At 37.9% G+C, this 25,285-nt stretch carries 27 protein-coding genes and 2 pseudogenes; 23 read left to right on the top strand and 6 right to left on the bottom strand.

Going from position 1 to position 25,285, the window contains the following annotated elements; translation table 11 throughout:
• Positions 1-91 precede the first annotated feature (91 nt).
• From ACTQ45_RS03260 to ACTQ45_RS03240, 5 genes and pseudogenes are all read left to right on the top strand, one after another.
• Entirely contained in the window at positions 92-760 is a 669-nt protein-coding gene (locus ACTQ45_RS03260) for a deoxynucleoside kinase (protein ID WP_441762956.1), read from the top strand.
• A 133-nt stretch (positions 761-893) separates the two neighbouring features.
• Positions 894-1,184 (top strand): DUF503 domain-containing protein, encoded by a 291-nt coding sequence (locus ACTQ45_RS03255; protein ID WP_441750527.1) that lies wholly within the window; start codon positions 894-896, stop codon positions 1,182-1,184.
• A 2-nt stretch (positions 1,185-1,186) separates the two neighbouring features.
• Positions 1,187-1,543, top strand: a complete 357-nt coding sequence (locus ACTQ45_RS03250) for a CorA family divalent cation transporter (protein WP_441762955.1) — start codon at positions 1,187-1,189, stop codon at positions 1,541-1,543.
• 20 nt (positions 1,544-1,563) lie between these two features.
• Positions 1,564-2,154, top strand: a complete 591-nt coding sequence (locus tag ACTQ45_RS03245; protein ID WP_441762954.1) for a magnesium transporter CorA family protein — start codon at positions 1,564-1,566, stop codon at positions 2,152-2,154.
• Between the two features lie 114 nt (positions 2,155-2,268).
• Positions 2,269-3,203: pseudogene (locus tag ACTQ45_RS03240) on the top strand (2-keto-3-deoxygluconate permease).
• Between the two features lie 73 nt (positions 3,204-3,276).
• Here the strand turns inward: ACTQ45_RS03240 and nth are convergent.
• Positions 3,277-3,906 (bottom strand): endonuclease III, encoded by a 630-nt coding sequence (gene nth / locus ACTQ45_RS03235; protein ID WP_441762953.1) that lies wholly within the window; start codon positions 3,904-3,906, stop codon positions 3,277-3,279.
• Positions 3,907-4,079: 173 nt separating this feature from the next.
• Between nth and ACTQ45_RS03230 the strand changes: the two genes are divergently transcribed.
• From ACTQ45_RS03230 to ACTQ45_RS03215, 4 genes are all read left to right on the top strand, one after another.
• Positions 4,080-4,571: a ComE operon protein 2 gene (locus ACTQ45_RS03230; RefSeq protein WP_441750524.1), complete on the top strand. Its 492-nt coding sequence runs from the start codon at positions 4,080-4,082 to the stop codon at positions 4,569-4,571.
• A 14-nt stretch (positions 4,572-4,585) separates the two neighbouring features.
• On the top strand, positions 4,586-5,128 hold the full coding sequence (locus ACTQ45_RS03225; protein ID WP_441750523.1) for a TIGR01440 family protein: 543 nt from the start codon (positions 4,586-4,588) through the stop codon (positions 5,126-5,128).
• Between the two features lie 76 nt (positions 5,129-5,204).
• The gene (locus ACTQ45_RS03220; RefSeq protein ID WP_441762952.1) at positions 5,205-5,891 is read left to right on the top strand and encodes a metal-dependent hydrolase; all 687 of its coding nucleotides are present in this window, start codon (positions 5,205-5,207) and stop codon (positions 5,889-5,891) included.
• A 39-nt stretch (positions 5,892-5,930) separates the two neighbouring features.
• On the top strand, positions 5,931-6,704 hold the full coding sequence (locus tag ACTQ45_RS03215) for an SIR2 family NAD-dependent protein deacylase (RefSeq protein WP_441762951.1): 774 nt from the start codon (positions 5,931-5,933) through the stop codon (positions 6,702-6,704).
• 364 nt (positions 6,705-7,068) lie between these two features.
• On the opposite strand, the gene ACTQ45_RS03210 is transcribed toward ACTQ45_RS03215, so the two are convergent.
• Complete coding sequence (locus tag ACTQ45_RS03210; protein ID WP_441750520.1) at positions 7,069-7,482, bottom strand: OsmC family protein; 414 nt, start codon at positions 7,480-7,482, stop codon at positions 7,069-7,071.
• A gap of 247 nt (positions 7,483-7,729) precedes the next feature.
• Between ACTQ45_RS03210 and ACTQ45_RS03205 the strand changes: the two genes are divergently transcribed.
• Positions 7,730-9,400 carry a DUF1002 domain-containing protein gene (locus ACTQ45_RS03205; RefSeq protein WP_441762950.1) on the top strand — a complete coding sequence of 557 codons (1,671 nt, stop codon included), beginning with the start codon at positions 7,730-7,732 and terminating at the stop codon, positions 9,398-9,400.
• Between the two features lie 350 nt (positions 9,401-9,750).
• Here ACTQ45_RS03205 and ACTQ45_RS03200 read toward each other — a convergent pair whose 3' ends face one another.
• On the bottom strand, positions 9,751-9,876 hold the full coding sequence (locus ACTQ45_RS03200) for a hypothetical protein (RefSeq protein ID WP_441750518.1): 126 nt from the start codon (positions 9,874-9,876) through the stop codon (positions 9,751-9,753).
• A gap of 195 nt (positions 9,877-10,071) precedes the next feature.
• Between ACTQ45_RS03200 and ACTQ45_RS03195 the strand changes: the two genes are divergently transcribed.
• The 5 genes from ACTQ45_RS03195 (at position 10,072) to ACTQ45_RS03175 (ending at position 16,442) form a co-directional block, all read left to right on the top strand.
• The gene (locus ACTQ45_RS03195; protein ID WP_441750517.1) at positions 10,072-11,055 is read left to right on the top strand and encodes an aldo/keto reductase; all 984 of its coding nucleotides are present in this window, start codon (positions 10,072-10,074) and stop codon (positions 11,053-11,055) included.
• Between the two features lie 490 nt (positions 11,056-11,545).
• Complete coding sequence (locus tag ACTQ45_RS03190) at positions 11,546-12,589, top strand: branched-chain amino acid aminotransferase (protein ID WP_441750516.1); 1,044 nt, start codon at positions 11,546-11,548, stop codon at positions 12,587-12,589.
• A gap of 40 nt (positions 12,590-12,629) precedes the next feature.
• A complete protein-coding gene (locus ACTQ45_RS03185) occupies positions 12,630-13,379 on the top strand; it encodes a 2-keto-4-pentenoate hydratase (RefSeq protein ID WP_441762949.1) in 750 nt (249 codons plus the stop codon).
• A 41-nt stretch (positions 13,380-13,420) separates the two neighbouring features.
• Positions 13,421-14,605, top strand: coding sequence for an ABC transporter substrate-binding protein (locus ACTQ45_RS03180; RefSeq protein ID WP_441762948.1), 1,185 nt, complete (start codon positions 13,421-13,423; stop codon positions 14,603-14,605).
• 100 nt (positions 14,606-14,705) lie between these two features.
• A complete protein-coding gene (locus ACTQ45_RS03175) occupies positions 14,706-16,442 on the top strand; it encodes a M3 family oligoendopeptidase (RefSeq protein WP_441762947.1) in 1,737 nt (578 codons plus the stop codon).
• A gap of 372 nt (positions 16,443-16,814) precedes the next feature.
• Here ACTQ45_RS03175 and ACTQ45_RS03170 read toward each other — a convergent pair whose 3' ends face one another.
• The gene (locus ACTQ45_RS03170) at positions 16,815-17,993 is read right to left on the bottom strand and encodes a 5-methyltetrahydropteroyltriglutamate--homocysteine methyltransferase (RefSeq protein ID WP_441762946.1); all 1,179 of its coding nucleotides are present in this window, start codon (positions 17,991-17,993) and stop codon (positions 16,815-16,817) included.
• Between the two features lie 120 nt (positions 17,994-18,113).
• Between ACTQ45_RS03170 and ACTQ45_RS03165 the strand changes: the two genes are divergently transcribed.
• The 7 genes and pseudogenes from ACTQ45_RS03165 to ACTQ45_RS03135 all read left to right on the top strand — a co-directional run bounded on the left by ACTQ45_RS03165 (position 18,114) and on the right by ACTQ45_RS03135 (position 23,159).
• On the top strand, positions 18,114-19,046 hold the full coding sequence (locus ACTQ45_RS03165; protein ID WP_441762945.1) for a LysR family transcriptional regulator: 933 nt from the start codon (positions 18,114-18,116) through the stop codon (positions 19,044-19,046).
• 142 nt (positions 19,047-19,188) lie between these two features.
• Positions 19,189-19,431: a hypothetical protein gene (locus tag ACTQ45_RS03160; RefSeq protein ID WP_441762944.1), complete on the top strand. Its 243-nt coding sequence runs from the start codon at positions 19,189-19,191 to the stop codon at positions 19,429-19,431.
• A 16-nt stretch (positions 19,432-19,447) separates the two neighbouring features.
• Positions 19,448-19,666 (top strand): annotated as a pseudogene (locus ACTQ45_RS03155) (PH domain-containing protein); the annotation flags it as partial.
• Between the two features lie 202 nt (positions 19,667-19,868).
• Positions 19,869-20,228 carry a Spx/MgsR family RNA polymerase-binding regulatory protein gene (locus ACTQ45_RS03150; protein ID WP_441762943.1) on the top strand — a complete coding sequence of 120 codons (360 nt, stop codon included), beginning with the start codon at positions 19,869-19,871 and terminating at the stop codon, positions 20,226-20,228.
• Positions 20,229-20,549: 321 nt separating this feature from the next.
• Complete coding sequence (locus tag ACTQ45_RS03145) at positions 20,550-21,260, top strand: C39 family peptidase (protein WP_441762942.1); 711 nt, start codon at positions 20,550-20,552, stop codon at positions 21,258-21,260.
• 93 nt (positions 21,261-21,353) lie between these two features.
• Positions 21,354-22,007 (top strand): DUF4097 family beta strand repeat-containing protein, encoded by a 654-nt coding sequence (locus ACTQ45_RS03140; protein WP_441762941.1) that lies wholly within the window; start codon positions 21,354-21,356, stop codon positions 22,005-22,007.
• Between the two features lie 150 nt (positions 22,008-22,157).
• Entirely contained in the window at positions 22,158-23,159 is a 1,002-nt protein-coding gene (locus ACTQ45_RS03135) for an MBL fold metallo-hydrolase (RefSeq protein ID WP_441762940.1), read from the top strand.
• A gap of 174 nt (positions 23,160-23,333) precedes the next feature.
• Here ACTQ45_RS03135 and ACTQ45_RS03130 read toward each other — a convergent pair whose 3' ends face one another.
• Positions 23,334-23,582, bottom strand: coding sequence for a hypothetical protein (locus ACTQ45_RS03130; RefSeq protein WP_441762939.1), 249 nt, complete (start codon positions 23,580-23,582; stop codon positions 23,334-23,336).
• 91 nt (positions 23,583-23,673) lie between these two features.
• The gene (locus ACTQ45_RS03125; RefSeq protein WP_441762938.1) at positions 23,674-23,892 is read right to left on the bottom strand and encodes a hypothetical protein; all 219 of its coding nucleotides are present in this window, start codon (positions 23,890-23,892) and stop codon (positions 23,674-23,676) included.
• A gap of 445 nt (positions 23,893-24,337) precedes the next feature.
• Here ACTQ45_RS03125 and ACTQ45_RS03120 point away from each other — a divergent pair, with 445 nt between their 5' ends.
• Positions 24,338-25,192 (top strand): C39 family peptidase, encoded by an 855-nt coding sequence (locus tag ACTQ45_RS03120; RefSeq protein ID WP_441762937.1) that lies wholly within the window; start codon positions 24,338-24,340, stop codon positions 25,190-25,192.
• Positions 25,193-25,285: the final 93 nt, after the last annotated feature.

Genomic DNA, 25,285 nt, shown 5'->3' with positions numbered 1-25,285 from the left:
TAAACGCCACATGTTGTGTTGAGCGATGGCTCATCACTAACATACAAGGACAAAATAGATAAATAAGACGTTGAGATTGGGAGAGGGGAAGATGGCAATAATAGTAATAGGTGGTATGATTGGTGCTGGAAAAACAAGTGTGGCTGAGTTAGTAGCAAATGCTTTGGGAACAGAAGTTTTTTATGAGAATGTTGATGATAATGATATTCTGCCTTTATTCTACACAGCAAGTGAAGAGGAACAAGAGGCAAAACGTTACCCATTTTTACTACAGCTTGAATTTTTAAGCAGCCGTTTTAAAAACATTAAAGATGCATTAATTAATCAAAACAACGTATTAGACCGTTCAATTTATGAAGATTGGTATTTTTGTAAAATTAATAATGAATTAGGTCGTATTTCTGACACAGAATTTAGAATTTATGAAAAATTATTAAATAATATGATGGAAGAATTGGAAGAGTTACCGAAAAAATCACCTGACTTAATGGTCTATTTGACGGGGTCATTTGATACGATTATTCACCGAATAGGCTTACGCGGGCGTGAGTTTGAACAAGATGAAGGCCTAATGAATTATTATCATACTCTATGGTCTGGTTACGATGATTGGGTAGAAAACTATTATAATGCGTCACAAGTTTTAGAGATTAATATTGATGAATTTGATGTCGTTAATAATCCAGAAGACGCTGAGCGTTTAATTCACTTAGTTCAGTCTAAATTAGCAGAAATGAACATCACAACTACAGTATATTAATAGGACAAACAGCAGACTTTGGTTTGCTGTTTTTCTATTCACTTTAAATGCATTTTATCAGGAGAAAATGTATACTAATATTATATTCGCAAGAACATTTGAACATTCTGTTAATGGAAAGTAGGTGTTTTAGATGTATATTGTAGCAACCCTATTAAAGTTTAGAATTGAAGAAGCAAATTCTCTAAAAGATAAACGCAGAATATTAAAAAGTATGATACAAAAATGTCAGCAAAAATTTAAAGTGAGTATAGCTGAAGTCTCACAGCAAGATAATATATATAATGGTGTGATTGGTTTAGCGCTTGTGACTAATAATCAACGACATGGTGAAAGTGTGCTACAAAAATGCCTTGATTTTATTGAAAACAACTATTTAATCGAAGTCACTGAAGTCGAATGGATTGATGGGAGGGGAATTTAGTCATGATGTTCTATTTTTTCAATGAAGACAAACATTATCAAGAAACGCAAGATGAACTAGAAGCGGATTGGATACACCTAGAGCAGCCAACAGAAGCAGAGATAGATGTGTTACAAACCAAATATCAAATCCCGAAAGATTTTGTAACTTCTGGAGTATCTCCCTATGAAATACCGAGATATGAAGTGTTTGAAAATGAAGAAGGAGAAAAGATTCAGTTACTTGTTGTTTTAACTCCTGAACGAGAACATTCTGATTCTAGTGGAATTGAATACTGTACCAAACCGTTTGCAATGATTATTATGCCTAACAAAGTGTTGACCATTACAGAAAAAACACCGGATATATCCGGAAAATAGCTAGAAATGAAAATTCCAAGATGGAAAAATTTTTAATGCATGGAGACTTAATTGAAAGTCATTTAGTACTACGGGTTTTATGGCGTGTGACTAATGAATTTATTGAAGATATTGGGGAAATTAATCAGCAAATTGATGAAATGGAAGAAAACATTCATGGATCAACTAAAAATGCGATGTTCGATAAGTTGATTTCAGTTCACAAAAGTCTAGTTTTCTTTAATACTGCCATTAGTAAAAATCACGAGCGCATCGAAGCCTTGAAAGAAGAAAATATCGTTGGAGAAGAAATGCTTAGCAATGAGCTATTACATGACATTGAAGTGGTTTCTCTACAAGCATCCGTTCTAGTACATGAATCAGATGAAATGATAACACATTTGAGTCAAGTCTTTTCGAGTGTTATATCTAATAATATGAATTCGATTATGAAATTCTTGACTGCATTAACACTTGTTTTAACAATCCCACAATTAATTAGTTCACTTTGGGGGATGAATGTTAGCTTACCTTGGGAAAATAATCCTTTCGGTTTTGCAATTCTTATTCTTGTATCAGTCATACTAAGCATCCTAACAATCATTTGGTTAAAGAAAAATGATTATTTTTAAATAGAAGTTGCTCGATTACAAGTCTCTAACACTTTTCCGTTTGGGTTTAGATAGAATTTACTTAACTCTTTAGTTAAGCATCACATTAAAAGGAGATTTAAAGTGATAAAATTTATGCAGAAAATTCCAGCAGGGACATTTATTGTGCCCATGCTTGTAAGTGCTTTGTTCAATACATTTGCGCCTGCTTTATTCGATATTGGAGGGGTTTCAGAAGTCTTTTTCTCAGGCGGGGGAATGACGTTTATTGTTGGGGTTCTGACTTTTAGTTCGGGAATTATGTTGGATATTAGAAAAGTAGGTTCAATTTTTAAACACCATGGCGTGCTTTTTTAGCTAAGATTGGATTGGCTTTGCTGTTTGGCTATTTAGCCATTACTCAACTTGAACCCCAAGGTTTATTTGGTATAAGCACCGTGGCTTTTGTAGTAGCGATTGCTTCAATTAATCCTGCAATTTATTTAGGATTGGTGAAAGATTTTGGAACAGAACATGACTCATTAGCCTTCAGTTTGGCAGGGTTGTTCAGTATTCCAGCCTTTCCCTTAATTATCTATGCGGTATCTGCTGGTGGCGATGTGGATTTAATGCCAATATTTTCGATTTTATTACCCTTATTTGTGGGGATGACTCTTGGGAATTTAGATCCAGCATGGTGAGGTATCTTTGGACAATTGCCTATTGTACTTTTACCATTATTGGGTTGGAATATTGGACAAGGGATTGATTTTAAAGCAGCCTTTGCAGCTGGTTTTGCAGGGATTTTACTTTCTATTGTGTTTTATAGTTTGACTATTCCTGTTTTACTCGGAGTGGACAAATTATTAAAGAAGAATGGAATTATCGGCTTATCTTTAGTAACTGTCGCTGGAGCATCTGCAGTATCACCTGCTTTAGTCGCAGCCAGTTATCCTGAAGTCGTCCCCTATGCAGAAGTTGCGGCCACTCAAATTGTAACTGTAACCGTCATAACAAGTATCATCACTCCTATTCTGGTGAATTACTTGGCTAAAAGTGAAGAAGTTGAAAAGAATTCAACCGTTCATTAATTTAACGAAATAAATAAAACTAATCAAAAGAGACCAGTTCGTCTGTTTTGATTAGTTTTTTTTGTTACTGATTCTAGATATGTTCCTGACAAGAATAAAGTTGTGGATAATTTTCGCAGGCAGGATGACGAGGATGACAAATGTTTCGCCCGAAAAAGATAATAGACTGATGGGCTTGAGTTAGTTGATTTGCTGGTAAAATAGATACAATATAATCTTCAATTTGTCTAGGCGTTGCATTTTCTGGGACTAAATCATGATGTTTACAGACTCTTGAAACGTGAGTATCGACTGCAAAAGCTGGAATATTAAACCCGACACTCAAGACTACGTTAGCTGTTTTTCTACCAATACCAGCTAATGACTCTAAGTCTTTTCTATTACTAGGCACTTCGCCATTAAATCTCTCAACGAGTTGCTGGCAACACTGGAAGAGATACTTGGCTTTATTTCGATATAAGCCAATCGATTGAATATAAGGCTCAATCTCGGCTGGAGAAGCTTGAACAACTGTTGCTGGATTAGGGAATCGTTCAAATAAAGCCACGGTTGCTTTATTAACGGCAATATCAGTTGTTTGTGCACTCAACATGACGGCTACTAATAATTCATAATTATTACGATAATTTAAAATCGTTTCGACATCAGGGTAAAGCGCCATAATTTCTTCTATAACTTTTCTTGCACATTCTTTAGTTAACATTTAATCACCTATATTATTTTTCGTTAAATCAAGTATACCACATTGAATACTCATTTCTGGTAAGTTCAATTAGACGACTTTGTTTTAGTATGGAGGTAATTCAGTGAATAATGTCGTGTATATTTCAAAGTATGATAAAATAAAAGCACGAATACATACTAGGAGGACTGTAAATGACTCAAAGAATCCCTTGGGATCAATACTTTTTATCTCAAAGTTTAGTTTTATCATTACGTAGCACTTGTGAACGCTTAATGGTGGGAGCCGTTATCGTTCGTAATAAGCGCGTCATCGCAGGTGGCTATAATGGCTCTGTTAGTGGAGAGGACCATTGTATTGACGTTGGCTGCTTGTTAGAAGAGGGTCGCTGTGTCAGAACGGTCCATGCAGAAATGAATGCTCTGTTACAATGTGCGAAATTCGGGGTACAAACAGACGGTGCAGAAATTTTCGTGACGCATTTTCCTTGCTTAAAATGTACACAATCGATTATTCAAGCAGGCATTCATAAAATCTATTATTTACATGATTATCATAATCATCCATACGCCAAGCAACTACTAAGGCAAGCTGGTGTTGAAACGATTAAAGGTGAAATCCCTGATGATTTCTTTATTCAAATGACTCAGTTAAACAATCGTAATTTAAGTAAAGAAGCAGAATAAGATCAGTGAGGTGAATGGAGATGCTAGACACTATTCAAAAAGAAGTCCAAGCAGCGATTAGAGAATTGCTGGAACTTCTGGATTTACAAGCTGGGGATTTACTCGTCGTTGGAGCAAGTACGAGTGAAGTTGTAGGCGAGACTATTGGGCAAGCTTCCAATAAAGAAATCGGGTATAGAATAATTGAAACGCTGCTTAAAGAGTTAAAGCCTAAGCAGATCTATTTAGCTCAACAAGCCTGCGAACATCTCAATCGGTCATTGGTCGTTGAAAGAGCGTATGCGATTGAACATGGTCTTGAAATTGTTAATGTTAAGCCTAGTTTACAGGCTGGAGGGGCAGCTTGTGTTGCTGCTTATCAGTTAGCAGAAGATCCTGTCATGGTAGAATTCATTCAGGCAAACGCTGGCTTAGATATTGGAGACACTTTAATTGGAATGCATGTTAAACATGTTCAAGTGCCTATTCGTTTGAAAACGAAACAGATCGGTCAAGCACATGTGACGGCCGCTAATTCGCGTGGTAAATACATCGGTGGTCCAAGAGCTGTGTATTAAAAGCAGTTTGAGTCAAGTAAATGGTCAAAAGCAAATGAATGTGTAGAATAAACCGATACTACAAGGAGGAAGTAATATGAAAGTAGCCTTTCACGGTCATGCAGTTGTTTCTGTTGTCACACATGATGGTACGAAACTATTATTCGATCCTTTCATTACAGGACATGAACAATGCGACTTAAATTTATCGAAGGTTGAAGTAGATGTTATATTAGTCACCCATGCACATGCTGATCACTTAGGTGATACAATTGAATTAGCTAAACGAACGGGCGCTCACGTGATTTCTACCGTTGAAATTGTGTCTTATTTAAGTAGCCAAGGTCTAAATAATGTGCACGGAATGCAACCGGGTGGAGCCCATAACTTCCCATTTGGGCGAATTAAATTTACACCAGCGATTCATGGTTCTTCAATTACTTTAGAAAACGGCAAACCTTATGAGTTAGGTTTAGCCGCTGGGATTTTATTAACGGCGGATAATCAAACGGTTTATCATTTAGGAGATACCGCTTTGTATTCAGATATGCAACTAATTGGCAATAGAGAAGCAATAGATTTGGCTTTTGTTCCGATTGGTGATAATTTTACGATGGGGCTAGAAGATGCTATCCTGGCAACTGAATGGCTGCAAGCTAAACGTGTGGTACCGATTCATTACAATACTTTCCCACTTATCGAACAAGACCCATATGCTTTTATTAATCGTTTGCCAGAAGGAGTAGGCTATGTGCCGAAATTAGGCGAATTTTTTGAACTTTAAGAAGATTAAACATCAAAGTGAAAAAAGGGAAGTGGCTTAATGACAAATTTAGAAACGTTAAAACTAGTCAAAGAATGGCTTGCAGAAGCTAAGTTAATTGCTTTCTTTGGAGGCGCAGGGGTTTCAACTGAAAGTGGCTTGAAAGTTTACCGTTCTCGTGACGGACAGTATTCTAAAATGGAAGCAGCTCAAGAAGATCCCAGAAAAATCATGAATAAACGATATATTATGACGCATCCTGAAAAGTTTTTTAATCGTCCACAGACAGATCGTCCACAGACAGATCGTCCACAACTGATTGAGCCCAATGCGGCGCATTTGGTGCTAGCTGAATGGGAACAAGCGGGTAAAGACGTTCGCATCATTACCCAAAATGTCGATGGGCTTCACCAGAAGGCCGGGCATCGCTTTGTTGTTGAATTACATGGAAACGGTCGGACTTGGCATTGTATGGAGTGTGGGCGCGTTTATTTGCCGAATGAAGCCCCTCGCGATGAGCAGAATATCCCACGTTGCTATGTCGATCAAGGAATCGTTAGACCTAGTGTCATATTCTTTGGAGAAAATCCTCAATCGGTGGATATTAATCGTAGTATTGAGACTATCCAAAAGGCGGATGTCTTAATAATTGCTGGAACGTCACTAACAGTCTATCCAGCCAAAAATTTGATTTATCATTTCGAGGGGAAGCGAGTCATCGTCATTAACAGAGAACCGCTTGATCTACAGAAGTTGGAAGTGGATGCTTTTATTCAAGGCGAAGTTGGGCAGGTTTTTGCCAAGTTAAATGAGATGCAACCAGGTATCCTTTAGACAGGTCTGTTTTAATAGTCAGAATCAAGTGGACCCTATAGAACGGACACTTATGACGAGGGTTTCCGATAAAATAGACAATCTTGACGAGGTAGTCAATCATTCAGTCGTGGGTGTGACGAGCGAAGATTTCTTCAGTCGTGGGTGTGACGAGCGAAGATTTCTTCAGTCGTGGGTGTGACGAGCGAAGATTTCTTCAGTCGTGGGTGCGACGAACGAAGATTTCTTCAGTCGTGGGTGTGACGAACGAAGATTTCTTCAGTCGTGTGTGCGACGAACGAAGATTTCTTCAGTCGTGGGTGCGACGATTGAAGATTTTTTTCAGTCCATTAGAAAAGCCATCATTAAGATGGCTTTTTGTCTTTTATTCGAGTTCGATTGAACAGTTTATTTCATTACCAGATTGAAGGATGCTGGAAACCGTACAGTTGCGAGCAATGAAGCGCTCCATCGTTTCTCTTTGACGATCATCCAATTGAGCATCTGTTTTTATGATAACGTTGGCACTTAGGTGCCAACTTTGTTTACCATTTTCAAAATTGCCTTCCACCACGACTTCTAATTTACTAAATGGAATCCTTTTTCCGGCGAGAAAAGAACGGGCAGTCATTGCATGACAACCAGATAAAGCAGTTAATAAAAGTCCAGTAGGGCTTGTGCCTTGACTTTCGCCAACGGGGTTGCGTTCAGCATAGTCCATGACATAAGTGAAGCCTTCCGTTTCGGATTTTACCACATAAGCGTCTTCCAGTGTTGCGGACACAGTTTTCTTACTCATACATTCATTCCTTCCACAGATTATTTAATTTCATTGTACCATGTAGTCATTATTTGACCAATGATTGAGAAGTTTTAGATAGATGAAAACTTAAGAAAATCTTGTGTTTATGTGAATAAACAATGATGAAATATTTGATTGTTTATGAAGATAAGGCATTTAGTTAGACTTTGAAAGGCTCGCTTTGTAGGATGAAATTAGAGTAAAACTGTTGGTGGAAGTTAGATTGAGGAAGGGGATTTTTTTAATGAAGAAGCGAAGAAAACAGTCCGTTTTATTATTAGCGACGACTTTAGGAATAGGAACGATGGTAGCACCCTTGTCAACTGCTGCAATTATTTATGCCCAAGAAGAACAAGCCGAGGGGCTTAATGAACGCTTGAGCCAGAGCGAAGTTGCTTTAGGAGCATCATTAAATGATGAACAAAGACAGAATACACTCGCTTTACTACGAGCGAGTGATACATCTGATCAACAGATGATGTCCATTGATGGGGCGTTAATCAATCAATATTTAGCCGATGGGTCGACAGTAGAAACGCAAGTCTTTTCAAGTGCAGTTATTGAACCACGTGAAGAAGGGTATGGAGTCCAAGTACAGATTGTAACACCGGATACCATTACGTCGGTTGCAGCACAAACTTATCAACAAGCAGCCATTACTGCAGGAGCCATGGATGTATTGATTAAGATTGCCGCAGTGGAAGCTGTGACCGGTGAAGGTGCCTTAACGGGTGTCTATGCCATTTATGATGAGAATGACTTAGCCCTCAATCCCGAGGCTGTTCAAGTAGCCCAGAAAGAAATTAAACTAGTAACAGAGATAGAAGAGACAAGCCATTTAACAATTGAACAGATTAGCCAATTACAAACAGCCTTAAAGTTAGCTGTTAACGAGGCTTTCCAAGCGGAAGAAAAACCTACTGAAGCGGTATTCAATGACTTAACTTTAGCGGTGTTAGAGGAATTTGCAGCTGAACATGACATAGAATTAACAGAAGAATTAGCGACGCAATTTATAACGTTTGTTACTGAATATGCCGCAATAGAAACAGCTAAAAATGAAGGAACGACAGCACAAATTGATGCTTCAACTGGCTTCACTTGGACGTTAGAACAAGCAATTGACTTTTGGGAAGCGACCTTTATCGATGGTCCATCAGCAGATGACACCAATTTAGAACATTATGAACGTGATCAATGGCAAGAAGTCGAAAATGAAGAGTCTGTCATAGTCTTAAGCCAACTTGATAATGAAGGCGGCGAGCGCTTCTTAAGATTTGAAAAAACACCAGAAGGTGTCTTAATAACGGTATATGAAGGTGAAGAGGCTTATCCAGATGTACCGATGGTAGACTACCGTGTTGATACATCAACTTTTGAAATTCTTGAAGATAGTTCAGTAACTGAAGACGAGTCGGATGTGGATGCTAGTAACGAAGAAGACCTAGTAGAAGAACCAGAAGATGAAGCAATAGGACAAGCTCTATGGGACGAAAGCAAAGCGTCACAATTAGCAGACCTTATGGTAACTTGGGGGGATGGCATGGAACAGACCTATGAAAGTTTTACACCTGATTCGCCAGGCGACATGTATGGAGTCGCTTTTCCAACCGATGTGTTACCTATTCTTGGAGTGAATGACACAGCTGTTGCGGCTAACTGGTCACCTACAGGTGAAGCGAGCCAAGCTGGCGAATATGTTATTGTCGCAGCTTACAATGATGTCACACACTTCTATGAAGCCAATCCAAATGCACCGGCTGGTGCACACTTTTATCTTTTTGCCATAGTAGATGGGGCGGCCGTCGTTTTAAATAGTCAACAAAACCAAGGAATGCCAGACGGTTTAATCCATTTTTCCCCAACAGAAAATATGGAGTTACAAGCTGGCTTTGAATCGATTGTGAATCAATAAGACTTAGAAAACAAACAGTAAAACAAATAAACGTGCCAGAGTGAGCTGATTCATCAGTTTACTTTGGCACGTTTTTTTTCTTGTTTTATCGATACATTCAGAATGAGTCTTCTTTAACTGTTTCTAACATATCTTTAAAAGCTTGAATCATTAAAGAAGCATCCATACTACAAGTAATCGCATCAAAGCCATATTCTTTATAAGTACGCGCCTGCTGAGTATTCGCTCCAAAAATAAAAGTGGTTTTATCATGTGCGCGACAAGCTTTGTAAATACGAAGGAAGGCTTCTGTAAAAAGAGGGTGAACAATTTCTAAAAGTGATTCCGCTGTAAAGATACTATGCTCAAAATCAACAATAAAAAACTAAACCGGCAATTCTCACACATTCTACAATGGACGTCCCATTTGTCTCGAAGAAGGTTCCAACGACTTGTTGTTGGGCATTCATTTTTTTTAGTATCGTATTTTCTTTCATTGCGCTCACTCCTTGTTTATCTAACTGTAGAATAACACACGCCGGTTGGTAGCGCATACATTATATTTATGAGAAAGCACATCTTGTTGCGCTATGTGGAAAACTTCAATTAAGACTGGCTTGTTACAAGTGTTAATGAAATCATTTAAGGAATAGACGTGCTATACTTAAAAAAAATCAAATAGGGGTGGAACAATGGAATATAAAAAGTTAGGTCACACTGGTTTAGATATTTCGCCAATTTGTTTAGGCACTATGGGCTTTGGAAAGGACAAAGGAGAATGGATTCACCAATGGGTCCTCGATGAAACTAAATCAAAGCAAATTGTTAAACATGCACTTGATTTAGGCATCAATTTTTTCGATACCGCCAATGTCTACACGAATGGTAGTAGCGAGGAGTTTCTAGGTCGTGCTTTAAAGGCCTATGCTAAACGTGATGAAATTGTGTTAGCCACGAAAGTCTTTAACCCGATGGCTAATAAACCTAATCGCGCGGGCCTATCGCGTAAAGCAATTCTTACAGAAATCGATAATAGTCTACGTCGTTTAGAAACAGATTATATCGATCTCTATATTATTCACCGCTGGGATTACCAGACGCCGATTGAAGAAACCATGCAAGTGCTTGACGATTTAGTGAGAATGGGTAAAGTTCGCTATATTGGTGCATCTGCAATGTATGCTTGGCAATTTCAAAAAGCCAACCATGTTGCAAGTCAGAATGGGTGCACTTCCTTTGTTTCGATGCAGAATCACTTGAATTTACTTTACCGTGAAGAAGAGCGGGAAATGTTACCATATTGCGCCGATGCTAAAATCGCTGTCACCCCTTATAGTCCTTTAGCAGCTGGTCGGCTTGCCCGTACGTTAAATGCTGAAACGCCACGTTATCAAACTGATTTTATCGCTCGTGCCAAATATGACACGACTATGGAAACTGATAATGAAATCGTTAAACGTGTGAATGAACTGGCTAACAATTATCAAATTGCACCAGCAACTGTTTCGCTTGCTTGGTTATTAAATAAACCAGAAGTAGCCGCTCCAATCGTGGGCGCAACAAAAACGACTTATTTGGATGATGCAGTTGCAGCCATTGATTTTAAATTAACAATCGATGACATAGCCTACCTTGAAGAACCTTACGTGCCACATCAAGTCATGGGACCACAATAAATATTAGAAAATACACATTTACTTAACAGACACTCATTTAATAAAAAATTAGTTGACCAAATAGGAGCAATAACACATCTAGGTCGCTGAAAGGTTGTTTTATCAGGTGCTTTTTTTATGAAATGTGCGATTAATTAAAAAATAATTAGAGGATTGTGTTGACTTTTAATTTGTTGCTTGTTAAGATGTTTTTATCAAAGAGATTTGGAGCGATGAACATGACACAATTTAATTCAAACACAGTTCAATATGTAACAATTATTATTAGCATTATTAGATAGTGTTTGTATCCGCAGTATAGATACAAACACGAAAAAACTTTTCAGTTTGTATCTATACGTGCTAAGATTTTGTGTTGCTCGTATAGACTAATAATCTAAACGGGTAGCGTGCAGCTCTCTTTTAATATACGGTTTTTTTTAAGCCTGTTTAGATTATTTTCTTTAATCTAAATAGGCTTTTTTTATTTTGAAATGGAGGATGACAGACAATGACAAGTAGATTAACACCGGCAGATTTAAATTGGGAAACTTTAGGCTTTGACTATATAGAAACAGGAAAAGCATTTCGAGCCCACTTCAAAGAGGGTCAATGGAGCGCAGGAGAGATTACGACGGAGAATACAGTGACAATTAGTCACGCATCACCTGCTTTACATTTAGGTCAGCAATGTTTTGAAGGTTTAAAAGCGTATCGTACGAAAGATGGAAGTGTTCAGCTGTTTAGACCTGATCAAAATGGTGAGCGAATGATGCGTTCAGCCGACCAAGTGATGTTACCGCCTTATCCGGTCGAAGATTTTGTGGCTGCCGCTAAAGCTGTTGTACAAGCTAATGAAGAATGGGTACCACCTTACGCAACGGGCGCTACGTTATATTTAAGACCTTTCTTGTTTGGTAGTGGTGCTGTAGTCGGAGTAGGTCCAGGTCCAGAGGCCGTTTTTGGTATTTATGTGACACCAGTTGGACCTTACTTCAAAGGAGGCTTACAACCGGCAAACTTTATGGTCAGTGATTATGACCGAGCCGCACCAAGAGGAACAGGCGCCGCTAAAGTCGGTGGAAATTACGCCTCAAGTTTTCAAGCAGGAAAAGAAGCGCGTGCTAAGCAATTTGCGGATGCTATTTTTCTAGATCCAGCTACTCATACAAAGATTGAAGAAGTTGGTTCAGCAAACTTCTTTGGAATTACGCATGACAATGTTTTTGTGACACCAAAGTCACCTTCAATTTTACCAAGTATTACCAAGTACTCTCTACTTTACTTAGCCAAAGAACGCTTAGGACTTGGCACATTAGAAGGGGATGTTTACTTAAATCAGTTAGACCAATTTAAAGAAGCGGGCGCGATGGGGACAGCAGCAGTCATCACACCGGTAGGAAGTATTACTTATAATAATCAAAAACATGTCTTCCACTCTGAAACACAGACTGGGCCATTAACGAAAGCTTTATATGAAGAATTAGTGGGCATTCAATTTGGTGATAAGCCTGCACCAGAAGGTTGGATCCAAAAAGTTCCATTAGATAATTAATTAGACGTAACAACTAAAGTTCAGCAGAAAGGAAGATTCCATGACAAATCCAGCAGAAAAATTATTCAAAGCTTATCAGAATAACCAACCACTAGAAAAAGGTTCTTTAACGCTCAAAAGTCGTGAACATGCTTACCAAGTCCAAAACGAGGTTTTAGCTTTAAAAGAGGCCAATGGTGAGCAACATCAAGGTTATAAAATTAGTTTAACGAGTCAAGAAACACAAGATTTATTTAAAAGTGATTCGCCATTATATGGCCAAATGACCGACGTGACGTTCAAACAGTCTTTATCATTGAGCGATTACAATGAACCGCTTGTTGAAGTGGAGTTAGTTTTTTTAGTGGATGAAACAGTTAACGGATCCGATTCAAAAGAAGAAGTAATGAACAAATGTCGTGTTGCACCAGGTTTAGAAGTTCCAGATGGTCGTTATGATGATTGGTTCCCCAAGACGACTTTTTACGAAGTTATCGCAGATGGTGCGGTCAATGGTGCACTAGCATGGGGAGAAGCAGAAAAGTATAGCTATGAGCAATTGGCAGACGTGGAAGGTGTTTTGTATTTGGATGGAAAAGAAGTAAAACGCGGGCATTCATCAGAAGTGCTAGGACATCCTGTTAATTCAGTCCAATGGTTAGCCCAAGCACTAGAAGCTAATGGAGAAAAGTTAACAGCAGGTCGTTTTGTTTCTTCTGGAACATTTGTTTTACCAGAACGCTTAGTAGCCGGAACGTATACAGCTAAATACACTGGTCTAGGTGACGTCACTTTAGTAGTCAAACCGTAAGTTACTAAACAACTATACATACATAAAAAGGAGAAATTATTATGAAACATTCTAAATTAAAAACATTATTATTAACCGGTTTAGCCCTTGCAGGGACAGTTTTGGCACCATTATCCGGGAGCGTTTCAGCTCAAGAGGCAACTGGCGAGTCATTATTATTAGGTGTGAACTTAGAGTTAACGGGTGCAGCAGCTCCTTATAGTGTCCCAGCTGTTGAAGCTTTTGAATTATTCGTTGAACAAGTCAATGCTTCAGGAGGCGTTCTTGATGGTCGTCCTTTAGAATTGTTAGTCTTGGACAATAAAACTGACACAACAGAAGGCGTCTCTTTACAAACACGTTTAGCGGATGACGATAGGGTTGTCGCAAATTTAGGTCCCAACGCATCTGGTGTAGTCAATGCAGCTAAGCCTGTAATCGAAACATCCAGTAAACCAACGGTTTTACCCGCAACAACTGGAGATGGTTTAACGCTTAACGCGGATGGTGTGGCGGTTACGAACTTATTTAGAACAGCTTATGAAGATTCTTATCAAGGAACAGCAGGGGCGGTTTATGTACATGATACTTTAGAGGCTAAGAAGACATTGTTAGTCGTTGATAATGCCTTAGATTATTCACAAGGATTAGCCGATGCCTTTGTTAAGCAATATGAAAGTTTAGGCGGAGAAGTGGTGGCAACAGAAGCTTATTCTTCAGGAGATACAGATTTCACAGCATTAGCAACGAAAGCATTAAGTTATGAGTACGATGCAATCTACATGCCTGGTTATTATACTGAGACTGGCTTACTTGTAAAAGCTTTCCGTGAATTAGGCATTACTCAACCAGTAGTTGGAGCAGATGGTTATGCAAGTGATACTTTTGTTGAATTAGCAGGTGCAGAGAATACCTACGATGTTCATTATACAACACATTATGATGCCTCTTTAGAAAACGAAGCGTCAGTAGCCTTTGCTGAAGCTTACGAGGAAAAATTTGGTAAAGCCCCGGATACATTTGCAGCCTTAGGTTATGATGCGATTTCTTTCCTTGTAGATGGAATTGAAAGAGCAGGATCTACCGATCCAGAAGCAATCAGTCAAGCTTTAGCTGAAACGGTTGATTTCGTAGGTGTCACAGGAACCTTCTCAATCAATGAGGAGCACAACCCAGTCAAACCAGCTATCATGGTAACTTTAGAAGCAGGCGCAGTCGTTAATGCCCAAGAAGTCGTGGTAGAATAAGCGTTACTTAACAAGTGCACCTTTCACAAGAGAGGTGTACTTTGTATTTTTGCATGAACAGGATTATAATAGAAGGTATTACGTTTAAAGGAGCGGTTTAATGTACGAATGGCAATTAGATGATTTATATTCTAGCTATGAAAGTGAGGCATTTCAACAAGATTTAGCTTCGTTAGCTGGTTTTAAAGATGAGATGGCAGTTTTAACTTTGGAAGATACGATAGAGTCAGTCAAAGCTGTAATTGATGTTAAAGAAAGATTGTATATTACGGCACGTCGTTTATCAGCTTTCATTTCTTTAAATTTATCAACCAAGGCAACCGATGAAGAAAGTACTAACTACCAGAATGTTCTTTCGAATCGCTTAAATCAGTTAACGAAATTACAAGCACAAACGAATCGCTTTTTAGGTGATATAACTGTTGATACCAGTCAGGACCCTGAATTAGCAGACTATGATTTTTATCTGAAAGAAATGAAGAAACATCACCAATACTTATTAAGTGACGAAGTTGAAGAAGCTCTTTCAAAAATAGGACGTTCAGCTGGGCAAGCTTGGTCAAGTTTGCAAGGTTTTTTAACGTCTCAAGCTGAAGCGGACTTTCGTGGCGAAAATAAAACCTTAAGTGAATTACGTAACTTGGCTTATGCAAAAGAAGCAGACGTCAGACGTGAAGCGTATCAGGTGGAATTGGCTTTATATGATCAATTGAAAGATCCTATAGCTTTCTCATTGAATAATATAAAATCACAAGTGTTAGATGTCAGTGAAATGCGTGGTTATTCGAGTCCATTAGAGCAGACATTAATTCAATCGCGAATGAGCGAAGAAACGTTAGATGCATTATTAACGGCGATTAAAGAATCTTTACCAACTTTCCGCCGTTACCTTAAACATAAAGCGCGTGTGTTAGGACATAAAGATGGTCTGCCATTTTACGATTTATTCGCACCAATGGGCGAATCAAGTCAAACTTTTACGGTTGAAGAAACGAAAACTTATTTAGTGGATAAGTTCTCTCAATTCGCGCCTGATTTAGCAGAAATGACCGCAGTATTCTATGAAAAAAACTACATGGATTTCTATCCTCGTAAAGGTAAACGTGGTGGTGCTTTTTGTGCTAATCTACCGTTTATTAGTCAATCAAGAATCATGTTAAACTTTGACGGTACATTAAATAACGTCTTAACAATCGCTCACGAGTTAGGGCATGCTTATCACGGAACTAAAATCCAATCACATCGTCCGTTAAACTGGAGTTATTCAATGCCAGTGGCAGAAACAGCCTCAACGTTTAATGAAGCGATCCTGATCAATCATTTACTAGCTGAAGCGGCTACTGATGATGAAAAAGTAGCGGTCATTGAACAATACCTACAAGATGTGACACAAATTATCGTGGATATTTATTCACGTTACTTGTTTGAAACGGCTGTCTTCGATAAGCGTCAAGCAAGCTTTATGTTTGCACCACAATTGGCAGATTTAATGTTAAACGCTCAAAAAGAAGCTTATGGTGATGGCTTAGATGAAAACACCTTGCATCCTTATATGTGGATTAATAAGTCTCATTATTATTCATCTGGCTTAAGTTTTTACAACTTCCCTTACGCTTTCGGAGGCTTGTTCTCACGTGGCTTATATGAGCGTTATTTACGAGAACCTGAAAATTTTGTCGAGCAATATGGTGAATTGTTAACTAAAACGACAGTCGCATCCGTTGAAGAAACAGCAGCGGTCATGGATATTGATGTGACGAACGTTGATTTCTGGAGAATGGCTCTTCAGGGAATTGATGATTATGTGGATCAATTTATTGAATTAACAAGTCATTAAACGAGTGTTATAAATTGAATATAAAACACCACCAGAAAGAGAATGAAAACTCTCTTTCTGGTGGTGTATTTTTGACTTGAGGCAACACTTAAACAAAATCGATGAGTTAACCGTTTATTAGCTAGTACTATTGGGTGAGTGAATCATATATAACGATGCATTTTCAGCCTGTATAAATTTTTCTGTTCAGTATATTACTTCTATCTTAGACAATTAGAATGGAATGTAACTAGAGAATCATCTGGTCCGTTATGCATTGTATCCATTCGATGGACGAAATAGAGCTGGAAGCGATTTTTCGTAAAATGTATGATCCTTTATCTTACAAAAATCCATCGAGTAAGCGTCGCTCACTCGATGGATAGTCTAATGTTATTCGCCCCAAAAATCAAAGGCAATCGCTTGTCCTTGTTTAATTTTATCCCATTGATCATTAATGCTTAATTCATTACCACCATCACATGAAGCGAAACCACATTGATGTGACAAGAAGAGTTTGTCTTTAGAAATATATTGGGTTGCTTCTTCTAATTGTGCTTTGATTTTTTCTTCGTTTTCCAGCGTGTTTGTTTTACTTGAGAGTAGACCAATTACCACTTCAGTTTCTGGTTTATGCTTAAAGACTTCCAAAGCACTCAAATCACCTGCTCGTTCGTCATCCCATTCTAAATAGAATCGATCGTAATCTTGTTTTTCTAAAAACAAATGAGCAATCGCACTGTAGCTCCCAGCGCCCATGTTACGTGAGTCGTAATTCCCTCGACAATTATGCGTATAAACTTTTAAGCCAAGTGAATGGCCATGAGCAATGACCTCATTGTTTAAATCAATGAATTTTTGCGCCAAACCAACCATGGCAGACTGGTCAATCTCTTGACCATTGAAAGGACTATTTGGATTATCTTCTGCGAACAATTCCCACAAGCAGTCATCAAATTGAATAATTGTTCCGCCAGTTGCGGCGAATTCATCTAAAAATTCTTTGTAGGCTTTGACGATATCCTGTCTAAAGGCTTCATCTGTGTCATAGACTTGTCCACCAATAATGCCTTCACGCATGCTCAACTCACCATAAATATGCGAAGGAGAAGGGATACACTGCTTAAGTTTGGCACTTTCTGGTGCCTGTTCTTTCAAGCGATTAAAATGATCGATAAAGGTGTGTTTATGACCGCTTAAATTGTCTTGAATTTCGATTCCGATATCTTTACGCGTTTCATAATGAGCAGTTTCGTCAAGGTCTCTAAAAAAGTAACCTTTATCTGCGATGTAGCGACGAACGCCCTTTAAGCCCCAGACAAAGTCTAAATGCCAAAGTGATTTAGAAAATTCACCATCCGTTATTTCTGGAAATTCCAATTTGACTTGTTGATCGACGACAGCTGCTACTGCTTGATCTTCCGTTTCTTTATAACCAGCGAATTCCTGATAGAAGGGATAGTGAATATCATCACGATGTTCAATTTGTGCTTTATAAGCCAATAAATCTTCTGGACGTAGGAGTGAGCCTACCGTTAAAAATCGAGTGCTTCTTTGTTTAGTTTCAGTCATGAAAGTTAACCCCTTTTTAATTTGTTTCTCATAGTGTAGAATAAAAATAGACTTATTAACAATATCTATTTTAAGTCAACTTTCATAGTTTTTAACTATGGACTAAAAAGGGGGAGTTTTATGCGGATTAGACAATTAGAGTATTTGGTTAAGGTTGCAGAATCAACGTCAATTACTCAAGCAGCCAGTGAATTATATATTTCTCAGCCGTCTTTATCACACGCCATTAAAGAATTAGAAGAGGAAATGAATGTGATTTTATTGAATCGCAGTCAAAAGGGGGTAGCTCTAACTGCTCAAGGAGAGGAGTTTTTATCTTATGCTCGCCAAATATTAGAGCAGATAAATCTCTTGAATCGGCGTTTTAAAGAAGATGAAACCCCCCAACAAATATTTAGTGTGGCAGGTCAACACTATGCCTTTGTTGTTGATGCTTTTGTCCGTTTGTTAAAGGCCTTTGATCATCAGGAATATCAAGCCTCTCTTAAGGAACTGCGTACTTATGAAGTGATTGAAGATGTTGCCAATTTAAAAAGTGAGATTGGTATAATTTATCGCAGTCACTATAATCATCAAGTGATCAATGCAGAATTGAAGAAACATCAATTGACCTTTACTTCATTGATTAAAGTGAAGCCACATGTGTTTATCTATAAAAATCATCCTTTGGCAACTTATGCTTCTATTGAATTAGAGGATTTGTTACCTTATCCAAAACTCAGTTATGAACAAGGAACTAATAATTCCTTTTATTTCTGGGAAGAAGTATTGGCGGATCATGCTTCGCCTAAAACAATTACAGTCAGTGATCGAGCGACCTTATTTAATTTAGCCATTGGCTTAAATGGTTATACCATTAGTTCTGGAATCATTAATGCTGATTTAAATGGGGAGACGATTATTGCGAGACCGTTAGTGTCGAGTGAAGAAATTGAGCTCGGCTTTATCACGAGCAATCTGCATCGTTTACGACCGATTGCAGAAGAATATTTAGTTTTATTAAAACAATGCTTAAAAGTGGCCGTAAATGACAGTCCGATTGACCGAGTTTGAGTAAGCCTTTAAGAAAGTGTATAGACGCTGTGAATGCTCTAATGCTTTGCCTTTGGAACAAGTGTTTTTCACAATTGATTTGGAGCAGTATTTTGATAGTGTGTTGGGTTTGTACTATACTAAATTGTGAGGATTTAACTTTATGAGATGGAGTAATCCAGTTTTAGTGATTTTCCAACGTAAGGAAAGTATGATATTTAAAGCAAAAGTAGATATATTCTACGTAACATCGACAGTGTTAGAGGTATTAATTATTGTAGCTTTAGCCATTCTCCCCTTATACTTTGAAAGCTTTAAAAATGATTTAATCACAGTATTCATATGGTTAGCGCTCTTTATCATTACGATTGCTTTAGTCTTATGGGCTTCTTTTTCAATTAAATGATTTTGAACACGATCATTTATTTGTAAAAGGTGGTCCTTTTAAAAGCCGAATTCCATTTGAGAATATCACAAAGATATTAAGGTCAAAAGAAATTTTTACCGGATATAAAATAGTGTCGTCAAGAGATGAGCTTGAAATTGTTTATACTAATTCTTTTTTAGGGAGTGTGAAAGTATCACCTGAAAACAAAAAAGAATTGATCCATGACTTAAACAAACGATGTGTTAGATTATAGATTGATTTATAAATAAACAAGCTTACTTTGTTGGGAGTTTTAGAAAAGGATTGTTTCAATTAAAATTTTAATGTGAGTGATTCACATTAAGGTACACTAGGGTACTTAGACTGGGTACTTATCTTTGTTTAGTGCACTTCATGTTTACTATGGATAGATTATAATCATTACTGAAGACAGATATAAAAAGGAGACAAATAATATGTTAAAGATTTATGGTTTGGGTCACTGTTCAACCACCAAAAAAGCAGCTAACTATTTGAAGGCAGAAGGCATTGCAATGGGAGATGTTATTGATATTCGTGAGACGCCTCCAGCAAAAGAGGTCATACAATTGGCGGTTGATGCCAATGGCGGACTAGTGAAAAAGATTATCAATACGTCAGGAAACTTGTATCGTGAAATGGAATTGAAAGACAAACTAGCTGAGATGAGTAATGATGAAGTAGTGTCCTTGTTACATGAAAACGGCATGTTAATAAAAAGGCCTTTGATTACCAATGGTCAAAAAGCAACTGTTAGTGCAAAAGAAAGCATATTAATAGATGCTTGGTTAAGTTAACTTAAGTTTTGAGGTAACAGAGGCTTCTTCTGCTTCTATTTTTTACTATAAGAGCTTATATGTATAAGGCTTATTCACCTCATTTTAGATAACCAAATGCTTGTCATGCTTAAAGGCATAACAAACCGGTGTCGTTGGCTGCGCTTCGAGACGAATTTATTACAGCATCCGCTCTTGTAAATCGTTCGAAACGCTAGTGAATGACACCTTTTTTAGTAGCATTCGATTAGAACTAAATTGTTAGGACCTAAGAAGGATTCTCATATCAACTAGAGATGGTATTGTGGAGGAAAGATGACAGTGTGGGAAAAGAGGAAAGCTATGTTTAGAAAAAGGAGGCAGTCCAACCGTTCGAACAAACAAGGAAGACATTATATTGCTTACTTGTTTGTTTTATTAGGAATTGTTGCATGTTGGTTAGGAAGTAACCGTAACTGGTTGACAGTATCACCGTTGACTCGGTTAAAGCATCAGCCCTTTGTAGTCACAGAAGAATTTGTCGAAGAAGCTAATCAATATTTAGAAGCTAGTCAGCAACCAATGCCTTTGATTTTACAAACGGATGAACGTTGGTATTATGAGTCATATGGGACGGATGAAAGAGATAATTTTTTAGGAATCAATGGATGCGCACTCGCATCATTGGCGATGGTGGGTTCATATTGGCAGGACCGTTTGATTGAACCTGTGGAAATACTCGGCTGGGCTCAAAATTATTATTATTTGCCTGGACAAGGAACCATGTGGAGTATTTTCTCAGATTATGCTCATGCGATTGGTTTGACCGCACAAGATTTAGGTAATGATTTCGCAACGGCCAAGCATTATATAACATTAGGCTATCCTGTTTTAGTTTCAGTTAAACCTGGCTACTTCACAGATGTCGGCCACATAATGGTCTTAATGACAGATGACAGCGGTGAGATTGTTGTGTTTGATCCTGATGACTCACCAGAAAAGAATCACTATGCCCAAACGTTTTCAGACGAGCTGTTACTTACGGAATCAATTAATTACTGGGTGTATCAATAAATATAATGACACATCAGGAAAGAAAGGGGGATCTATATGAAATTTATATCAAAGTTATGAATCATACTGAGCTTATTTACCATATTTATACCTATGATTCATGTCGATGCACAAGCAGTCAATGATTCCGCAACTGATGACTTACCTACAAATTTACTATATGAAAGCGGAGATTTAGAGGCTTTCGCCGAGCTAAAAATTGACTTAGTGTCCTCTTATATCGAAATTCAAGAAGGAAACACCTACAAGCTAGAAGTTTATGTTTCACAAGAAGACTTAAAATTTGATGATGTTTTCAACTTGTCCACTGACAAGAAACAAGTCGTATTAAATGAGAAAGACTGGAAAAATAATTTTAAATCTTTCTTTACAACCTTAACTTCGCGAGTGGTTGTGACGGTACCCGAAACCGAAAAATTATCTGTTAATGTTGACTTAGTGAATGGTGAAATAAAAGCAAAAGGAACGCTCACTAAATTCGAATTTGATGGACCCAATGTTAAACTCTTTTTAAGTGGCGAGGAAACCTATCCAATGGCGGTTGACTTTATCAATGGGGAAATCGAATTGATCTTCGAAACATTTAATGCTGAGTTAGATTTCGAATTCGTAAATGGTCGCTTTGAGGTACTAGGAGATACAATGTCCGCAACTTTCTCTGATTTCAAAAAGACGCTCGGAGATGGAAAAGATGCCATCCAAATCGACGCCGTGAATGGGAAAGTTATTCTAAGAGAAGCCGACTGAATAAATAAGAGCAGCCTGTCTATTAAGCGGGCTGCTTTTTCTATAAGATTAGTTAATACTTAACGGTAGTTATTGTAATGTCAGGAGTATTTACTTTCAAACGTAACTCTACTACACTTTATGAAAGCGTATACTATAGGGGTGGGAAATTTGATTCAAGAAGTTGCAAAGAATATTTACTCGTTTGGGGTCACTTTACCAAACAGTCCATTAAGATTGATTAATGCTTATGTTGTAAAAGACAAAAATCGTGCCGTCTTGTTTGATACTGGCTTCAATAATCCGCAGTCAGAAAGGGAACTGCTCGCTGGTTTAAAAGAACTAGATATCGAACTTAAGAACGTGGAAGTTGTTTTAACTCATTTACATTCGGACCATACAGGCCTTGTGCATCTGTTTTCACGAGCAGGCTGCAAAATTTTTGCTAGCCAACTAGATGGTGATTACACGAATGACATGATAAGTGGCAATTACTGGGAACAAATCAATAACTTGTTAGATCTCTATGGCCTACAAGCTGACCAGATTGACAATAATGACAATCCAGGCTTTTTAAATCAGCCATCAGAACCCTTTAAATTCACAGCGTTGACACCAGGCGATGAGTTTATTATCGGCGATTATCAGTTTAAAGTGCTGGATCTAATTGGGCACACGCCAGGACACATTGGCTTTTATGACGAAGCAAGTGGTGTTCTGTTGAGTGCAGATACAGTCCTTGATCCCATCACGCCCAATATCACATTCTGGGGCTTTGACCATGTCGATATTCTAGGCAGTTATGTTGGCACGCTCCAAAAATTAAAGCAATTGAATATTCAAGTCATTTTACCAACACATCGTAAAATCATCCACAACCCTCATGAGCGCATGAGCGAACTCATCGAGCATCATAACGAGCGCTTGCAAGAGATACTGGACGCTATGACACAGGACAAAGGCTACACAGTCCGTGACCTTTCAGCCGTGATTAGCTGGCGGATCAAAGCCGACAACTGGGACGACTTCCCGAAATCGCAAAAAATATTTGCAGCTGGCGAAACAATGGCACACTTAGAGCACCTCTGGCACACACACTGCGTCGAAATGACTCAAGACGCCGATGGCACACTCTATTTTACGAAATTACAAAATAAAATCAAAGCCTTCTAAGGCGAACAAACACACACCCTGACGCAAATATGACAGGGTGTGTGTTTAATTTTAACCCATCTGCTCAAATATGCCATTGAGCATACAGTACAGGAGCTTACTCTCATGGTTTTGATAGTAAGTTAGCAAATAATCGTCACATAGTGGCCTACTACATTTAGTTAAAATTTATAATTAAAAGTAAGCGGATAAATACATTACTAAAATGATCACTTGTAGAATAGCTGACAAAAGATGAAAAGAATTTTCTTCTTGATAGTATCTGATTAAAGAACATAACAAATTATAAGCAAAAATCACGACCATGATACCAGTGAATACAAATTCTCTTAAATTTAAGGGGACTAAAGTAACATTAATTAAGAACGCCATTAGAGCGATTATGACTAAGTAAAAACGATAAGCGAGTATTTTTTCTTTCATTCTATTTTCCTTTCTGAACGTTTCAATTATTTAATGATAAATACCCCTCTAATATTATAGTGATAATGATTATATTTTATCTAATTGTATATTATTGTTTAGCTGGACTACTGGAAGTTGTAGGAATGAGTGTGCTAACAACAGAACGAATGCCGGAGATGGAATTTTCTTCAATAAATGCTAAAGTCTCTTCAGTAATATTCGTCCATTGGTAGAGAATACGTTCGGCCTTAAACAAGTAGACAATTTGATGCGCCACACTTATTGAGTCCAAGACCGAAGCAATCGATCGCTCTTCCGTAAGATTCAATAAAGCTAAAGCCGCCGTTTCCCATCTAAAAGGATGAGAGGGTAAATCAGGTGAAAGTGAGGCGTAATGACTATAAGTTATTTCTTTAATGAACAGATCTTCGTTAGTCTCTAAAAATCGCCTCCAACAATAAATTATATGGTAATCACTACATTTTATGGACTGCTACCTAATATAGAATTACAGCGGAATCAACTTAGATTAACACGCTAATAAGCGTTTCATCAGCCTTATTTTTGTGAATATGCTATAGACTATTATACAATAAAAGACAAGTAGACCAAAGAGAAGTATTTTGGCTTGTAATAAAAGTGTTAGAATGTGTCTAGCCACGGTGGCGTCTCCAAATTAAAACATTATTTTTTTTATAATTGATTGCTATTTAAGAATGAGGCGTATAAAATTGTGGTGATGGATGAAATGATAAATCCAGAAGGAGATCTAAATGAACAAAGATAGAAAACCAAGAAAGAATAAATACAAAACAATCAGGTCGGTAGCGGTCGTCTTGCTTCTCTTTACGGTTTTAATACTAGGCGTATGGCGATTAGTTAGTGATGGTTTAGTGACAGACCGTTTGAATGTGATTGATGACGTTGTTGAACAGTTGCCTGTAAGTGAGGAGTCAATGACAGAAGAAGCCACTTTAGCCACTTCAACGAGGGTGGATATTCAAGCAAGAGATGATTTAGATAGAATGGCACTTTATAAAGGCATTAACCAATATAAACAGACTGGCTTTATTCCCTTGTTTATTTATAATATGAAACCAGCTGAAAATATTCTATTGAAGGGTGTTGAACAAATCAATGTCCCGTTGATGAATCAAAAAGATTTCCGTTGGGCGTTTGATACATATGGCGATGATAGTGGGAGCATTATTGCGGCGAACGGCTGTGCCGTCGTTTCTCTAGCAATGGTTGACAGCTATTTTCAAAATGAAACAATCGATCCAGGCGAGATTGCAGACTGGGCTGGTTTAGACCATTATGTGACTTATGCGGGAACAGCCTTTACGATTTATGAAGCTTTTGGTAAAGAAAGAGGCTACAAAGTCAAAGAGTTTTATGATTTCCATGAAGCAATGGAAGAAGTTGAAGCAGGTAATCCTGTGGTTGTTGGGATTAATCCTGGTTATTTCTCTTCGATTGGTCACGTCATGGTGATTCGAGGTTATGAGGACGGAATGGTTTATATCAATGATCCTAATGATGATGCGACAAGCCAAGCGAGTTTAGTCGGTCATGACGAAGAATACATGATACAAGATGGCATCGCTTATTGGTCTTTTTCCAAATAATAGTATTTTTAATAAGAAATTGTTCAACGCTCTTGCGCTTGAACGATTTTTTTTGTGGAAATATTGAAGTGAATGAACTATGATTATACATGT

Origin of the sequence: Fundicoccus sp. Sow4_D5, assembly GCF_052116365.1 — a bacterium.
In the GTDB taxonomy this organism is placed as follows: Bacteria; Bacillota; Bacilli; order Lactobacillales; family Aerococcaceae; genus Fundicoccus.
This window is presented reverse-complemented; position numbering and strand designations above follow the sequence as displayed.

What these genes read in the sequence shown, in the direction of transcription:
- ACTQ45_RS03260 (WP_441762956.1), top strand. Translation starts at nt 92, where the DNA reads ATGGCAATAATAGTAATAGGTGGTATGATTGGTGCTGGAAAAACAAGT.
- ACTQ45_RS03255 (WP_441750527.1), top strand. Translation starts at nt 894, where the DNA reads ATGTATATTGTAGCAACCCTATTAAAGTTTAGAATTGAAGAAGCAAAT.
- ACTQ45_RS03250 (WP_441762955.1), top strand. Translation starts at nt 1,187, where the DNA reads ATGATGTTCTATTTTTTCAATGAAGACAAACATTATCAAGAAACGCAA.
- ACTQ45_RS03245 (WP_441762954.1), top strand. Translation starts at nt 1,564, where the DNA reads ATGGAAAAATTTTTAATGCATGGAGACTTAATTGAAAGTCATTTAGTA.
- nth (WP_441762953.1), bottom strand. Translation starts at nt 3,906, where the DNA reads ATGTTAACTAAAGAATGTGCAAGAAAAGTTATAGAAGAAATTATGGCG.
- ACTQ45_RS03230 (WP_441750524.1), top strand. Translation starts at nt 4,080, where the DNA reads ATGACTCAAAGAATCCCTTGGGATCAATACTTTTTATCTCAAAGTTTA.
- ACTQ45_RS03225 (WP_441750523.1), top strand. Translation starts at nt 4,586, where the DNA reads ATGGAGATGCTAGACACTATTCAAAAAGAAGTCCAAGCAGCGATTAGA.
- ACTQ45_RS03220 (WP_441762952.1), top strand. Translation starts at nt 5,205, where the DNA reads ATGAAAGTAGCCTTTCACGGTCATGCAGTTGTTTCTGTTGTCACACAT.
- ACTQ45_RS03215 (WP_441762951.1), top strand. Translation starts at nt 5,931, where the DNA reads ATGACAAATTTAGAAACGTTAAAACTAGTCAAAGAATGGCTTGCAGAA.
- ACTQ45_RS03210 (WP_441750520.1), bottom strand. Translation starts at nt 7,482, where the DNA reads ATGAGTAAGAAAACTGTGTCCGCAACACTGGAAGACGCTTATGTGGTA.
- ACTQ45_RS03205 (WP_441762950.1), top strand. Translation starts at nt 7,730, where the DNA reads ATGAAGAAGCGAAGAAAACAGTCCGTTTTATTATTAGCGACGACTTTA.
- ACTQ45_RS03200 (WP_441750518.1), bottom strand. Translation starts at nt 9,876, where the DNA reads ATGAAAGAAAATACGATACTAAAAAAAATGAATGCCCAACAACAAGTC.
- ACTQ45_RS03195 (WP_441750517.1), top strand. Translation starts at nt 10,072, where the DNA reads ATGGAATATAAAAAGTTAGGTCACACTGGTTTAGATATTTCGCCAATT.
- ACTQ45_RS03190 (WP_441750516.1), top strand. Translation starts at nt 11,546, where the DNA reads ATGACAAGTAGATTAACACCGGCAGATTTAAATTGGGAAACTTTAGGC.
- ACTQ45_RS03185 (WP_441762949.1), top strand. Translation starts at nt 12,630, where the DNA reads ATGACAAATCCAGCAGAAAAATTATTCAAAGCTTATCAGAATAACCAA.
- ACTQ45_RS03180 (WP_441762948.1), top strand. Translation starts at nt 13,421, where the DNA reads ATGAAACATTCTAAATTAAAAACATTATTATTAACCGGTTTAGCCCTT.
- ACTQ45_RS03175 (WP_441762947.1), top strand. Translation starts at nt 14,706, where the DNA reads ATGTACGAATGGCAATTAGATGATTTATATTCTAGCTATGAAAGTGAG.
- ACTQ45_RS03170 (WP_441762946.1), bottom strand. Translation starts at nt 17,993, where the DNA reads ATGACTGAAACTAAACAAAGAAGCACTCGATTTTTAACGGTAGGCTCA.
- ACTQ45_RS03165 (WP_441762945.1), top strand. Translation starts at nt 18,114, where the DNA reads ATGCGGATTAGACAATTAGAGTATTTGGTTAAGGTTGCAGAATCAACG.
- ACTQ45_RS03160 (WP_441762944.1), top strand. Translation starts at nt 19,189, where the DNA reads ATGAGATGGAGTAATCCAGTTTTAGTGATTTTCCAACGTAAGGAAAGT.
- ACTQ45_RS03150 (WP_441762943.1), top strand. Translation starts at nt 19,869, where the DNA reads ATGTTAAAGATTTATGGTTTGGGTCACTGTTCAACCACCAAAAAAGCA.
- ACTQ45_RS03145 (WP_441762942.1), top strand. Translation starts at nt 20,550, where the DNA reads ATGTTTAGAAAAAGGAGGCAGTCCAACCGTTCGAACAAACAAGGAAGA.
- ACTQ45_RS03140 (WP_441762941.1), top strand. Translation starts at nt 21,354, where the DNA reads ATGATTCATGTCGATGCACAAGCAGTCAATGATTCCGCAACTGATGAC.
- ACTQ45_RS03130 (WP_441762939.1), bottom strand. Translation starts at nt 23,582, where the DNA reads ATGAAAGAAAAAATACTCGCTTATCGTTTTTACTTAGTCATAATCGCT.
- ACTQ45_RS03120 (WP_441762937.1), top strand. Translation starts at nt 24,338, where the DNA reads ATGAACAAAGATAGAAAACCAAGAAAGAATAAATACAAAACAATCAGG.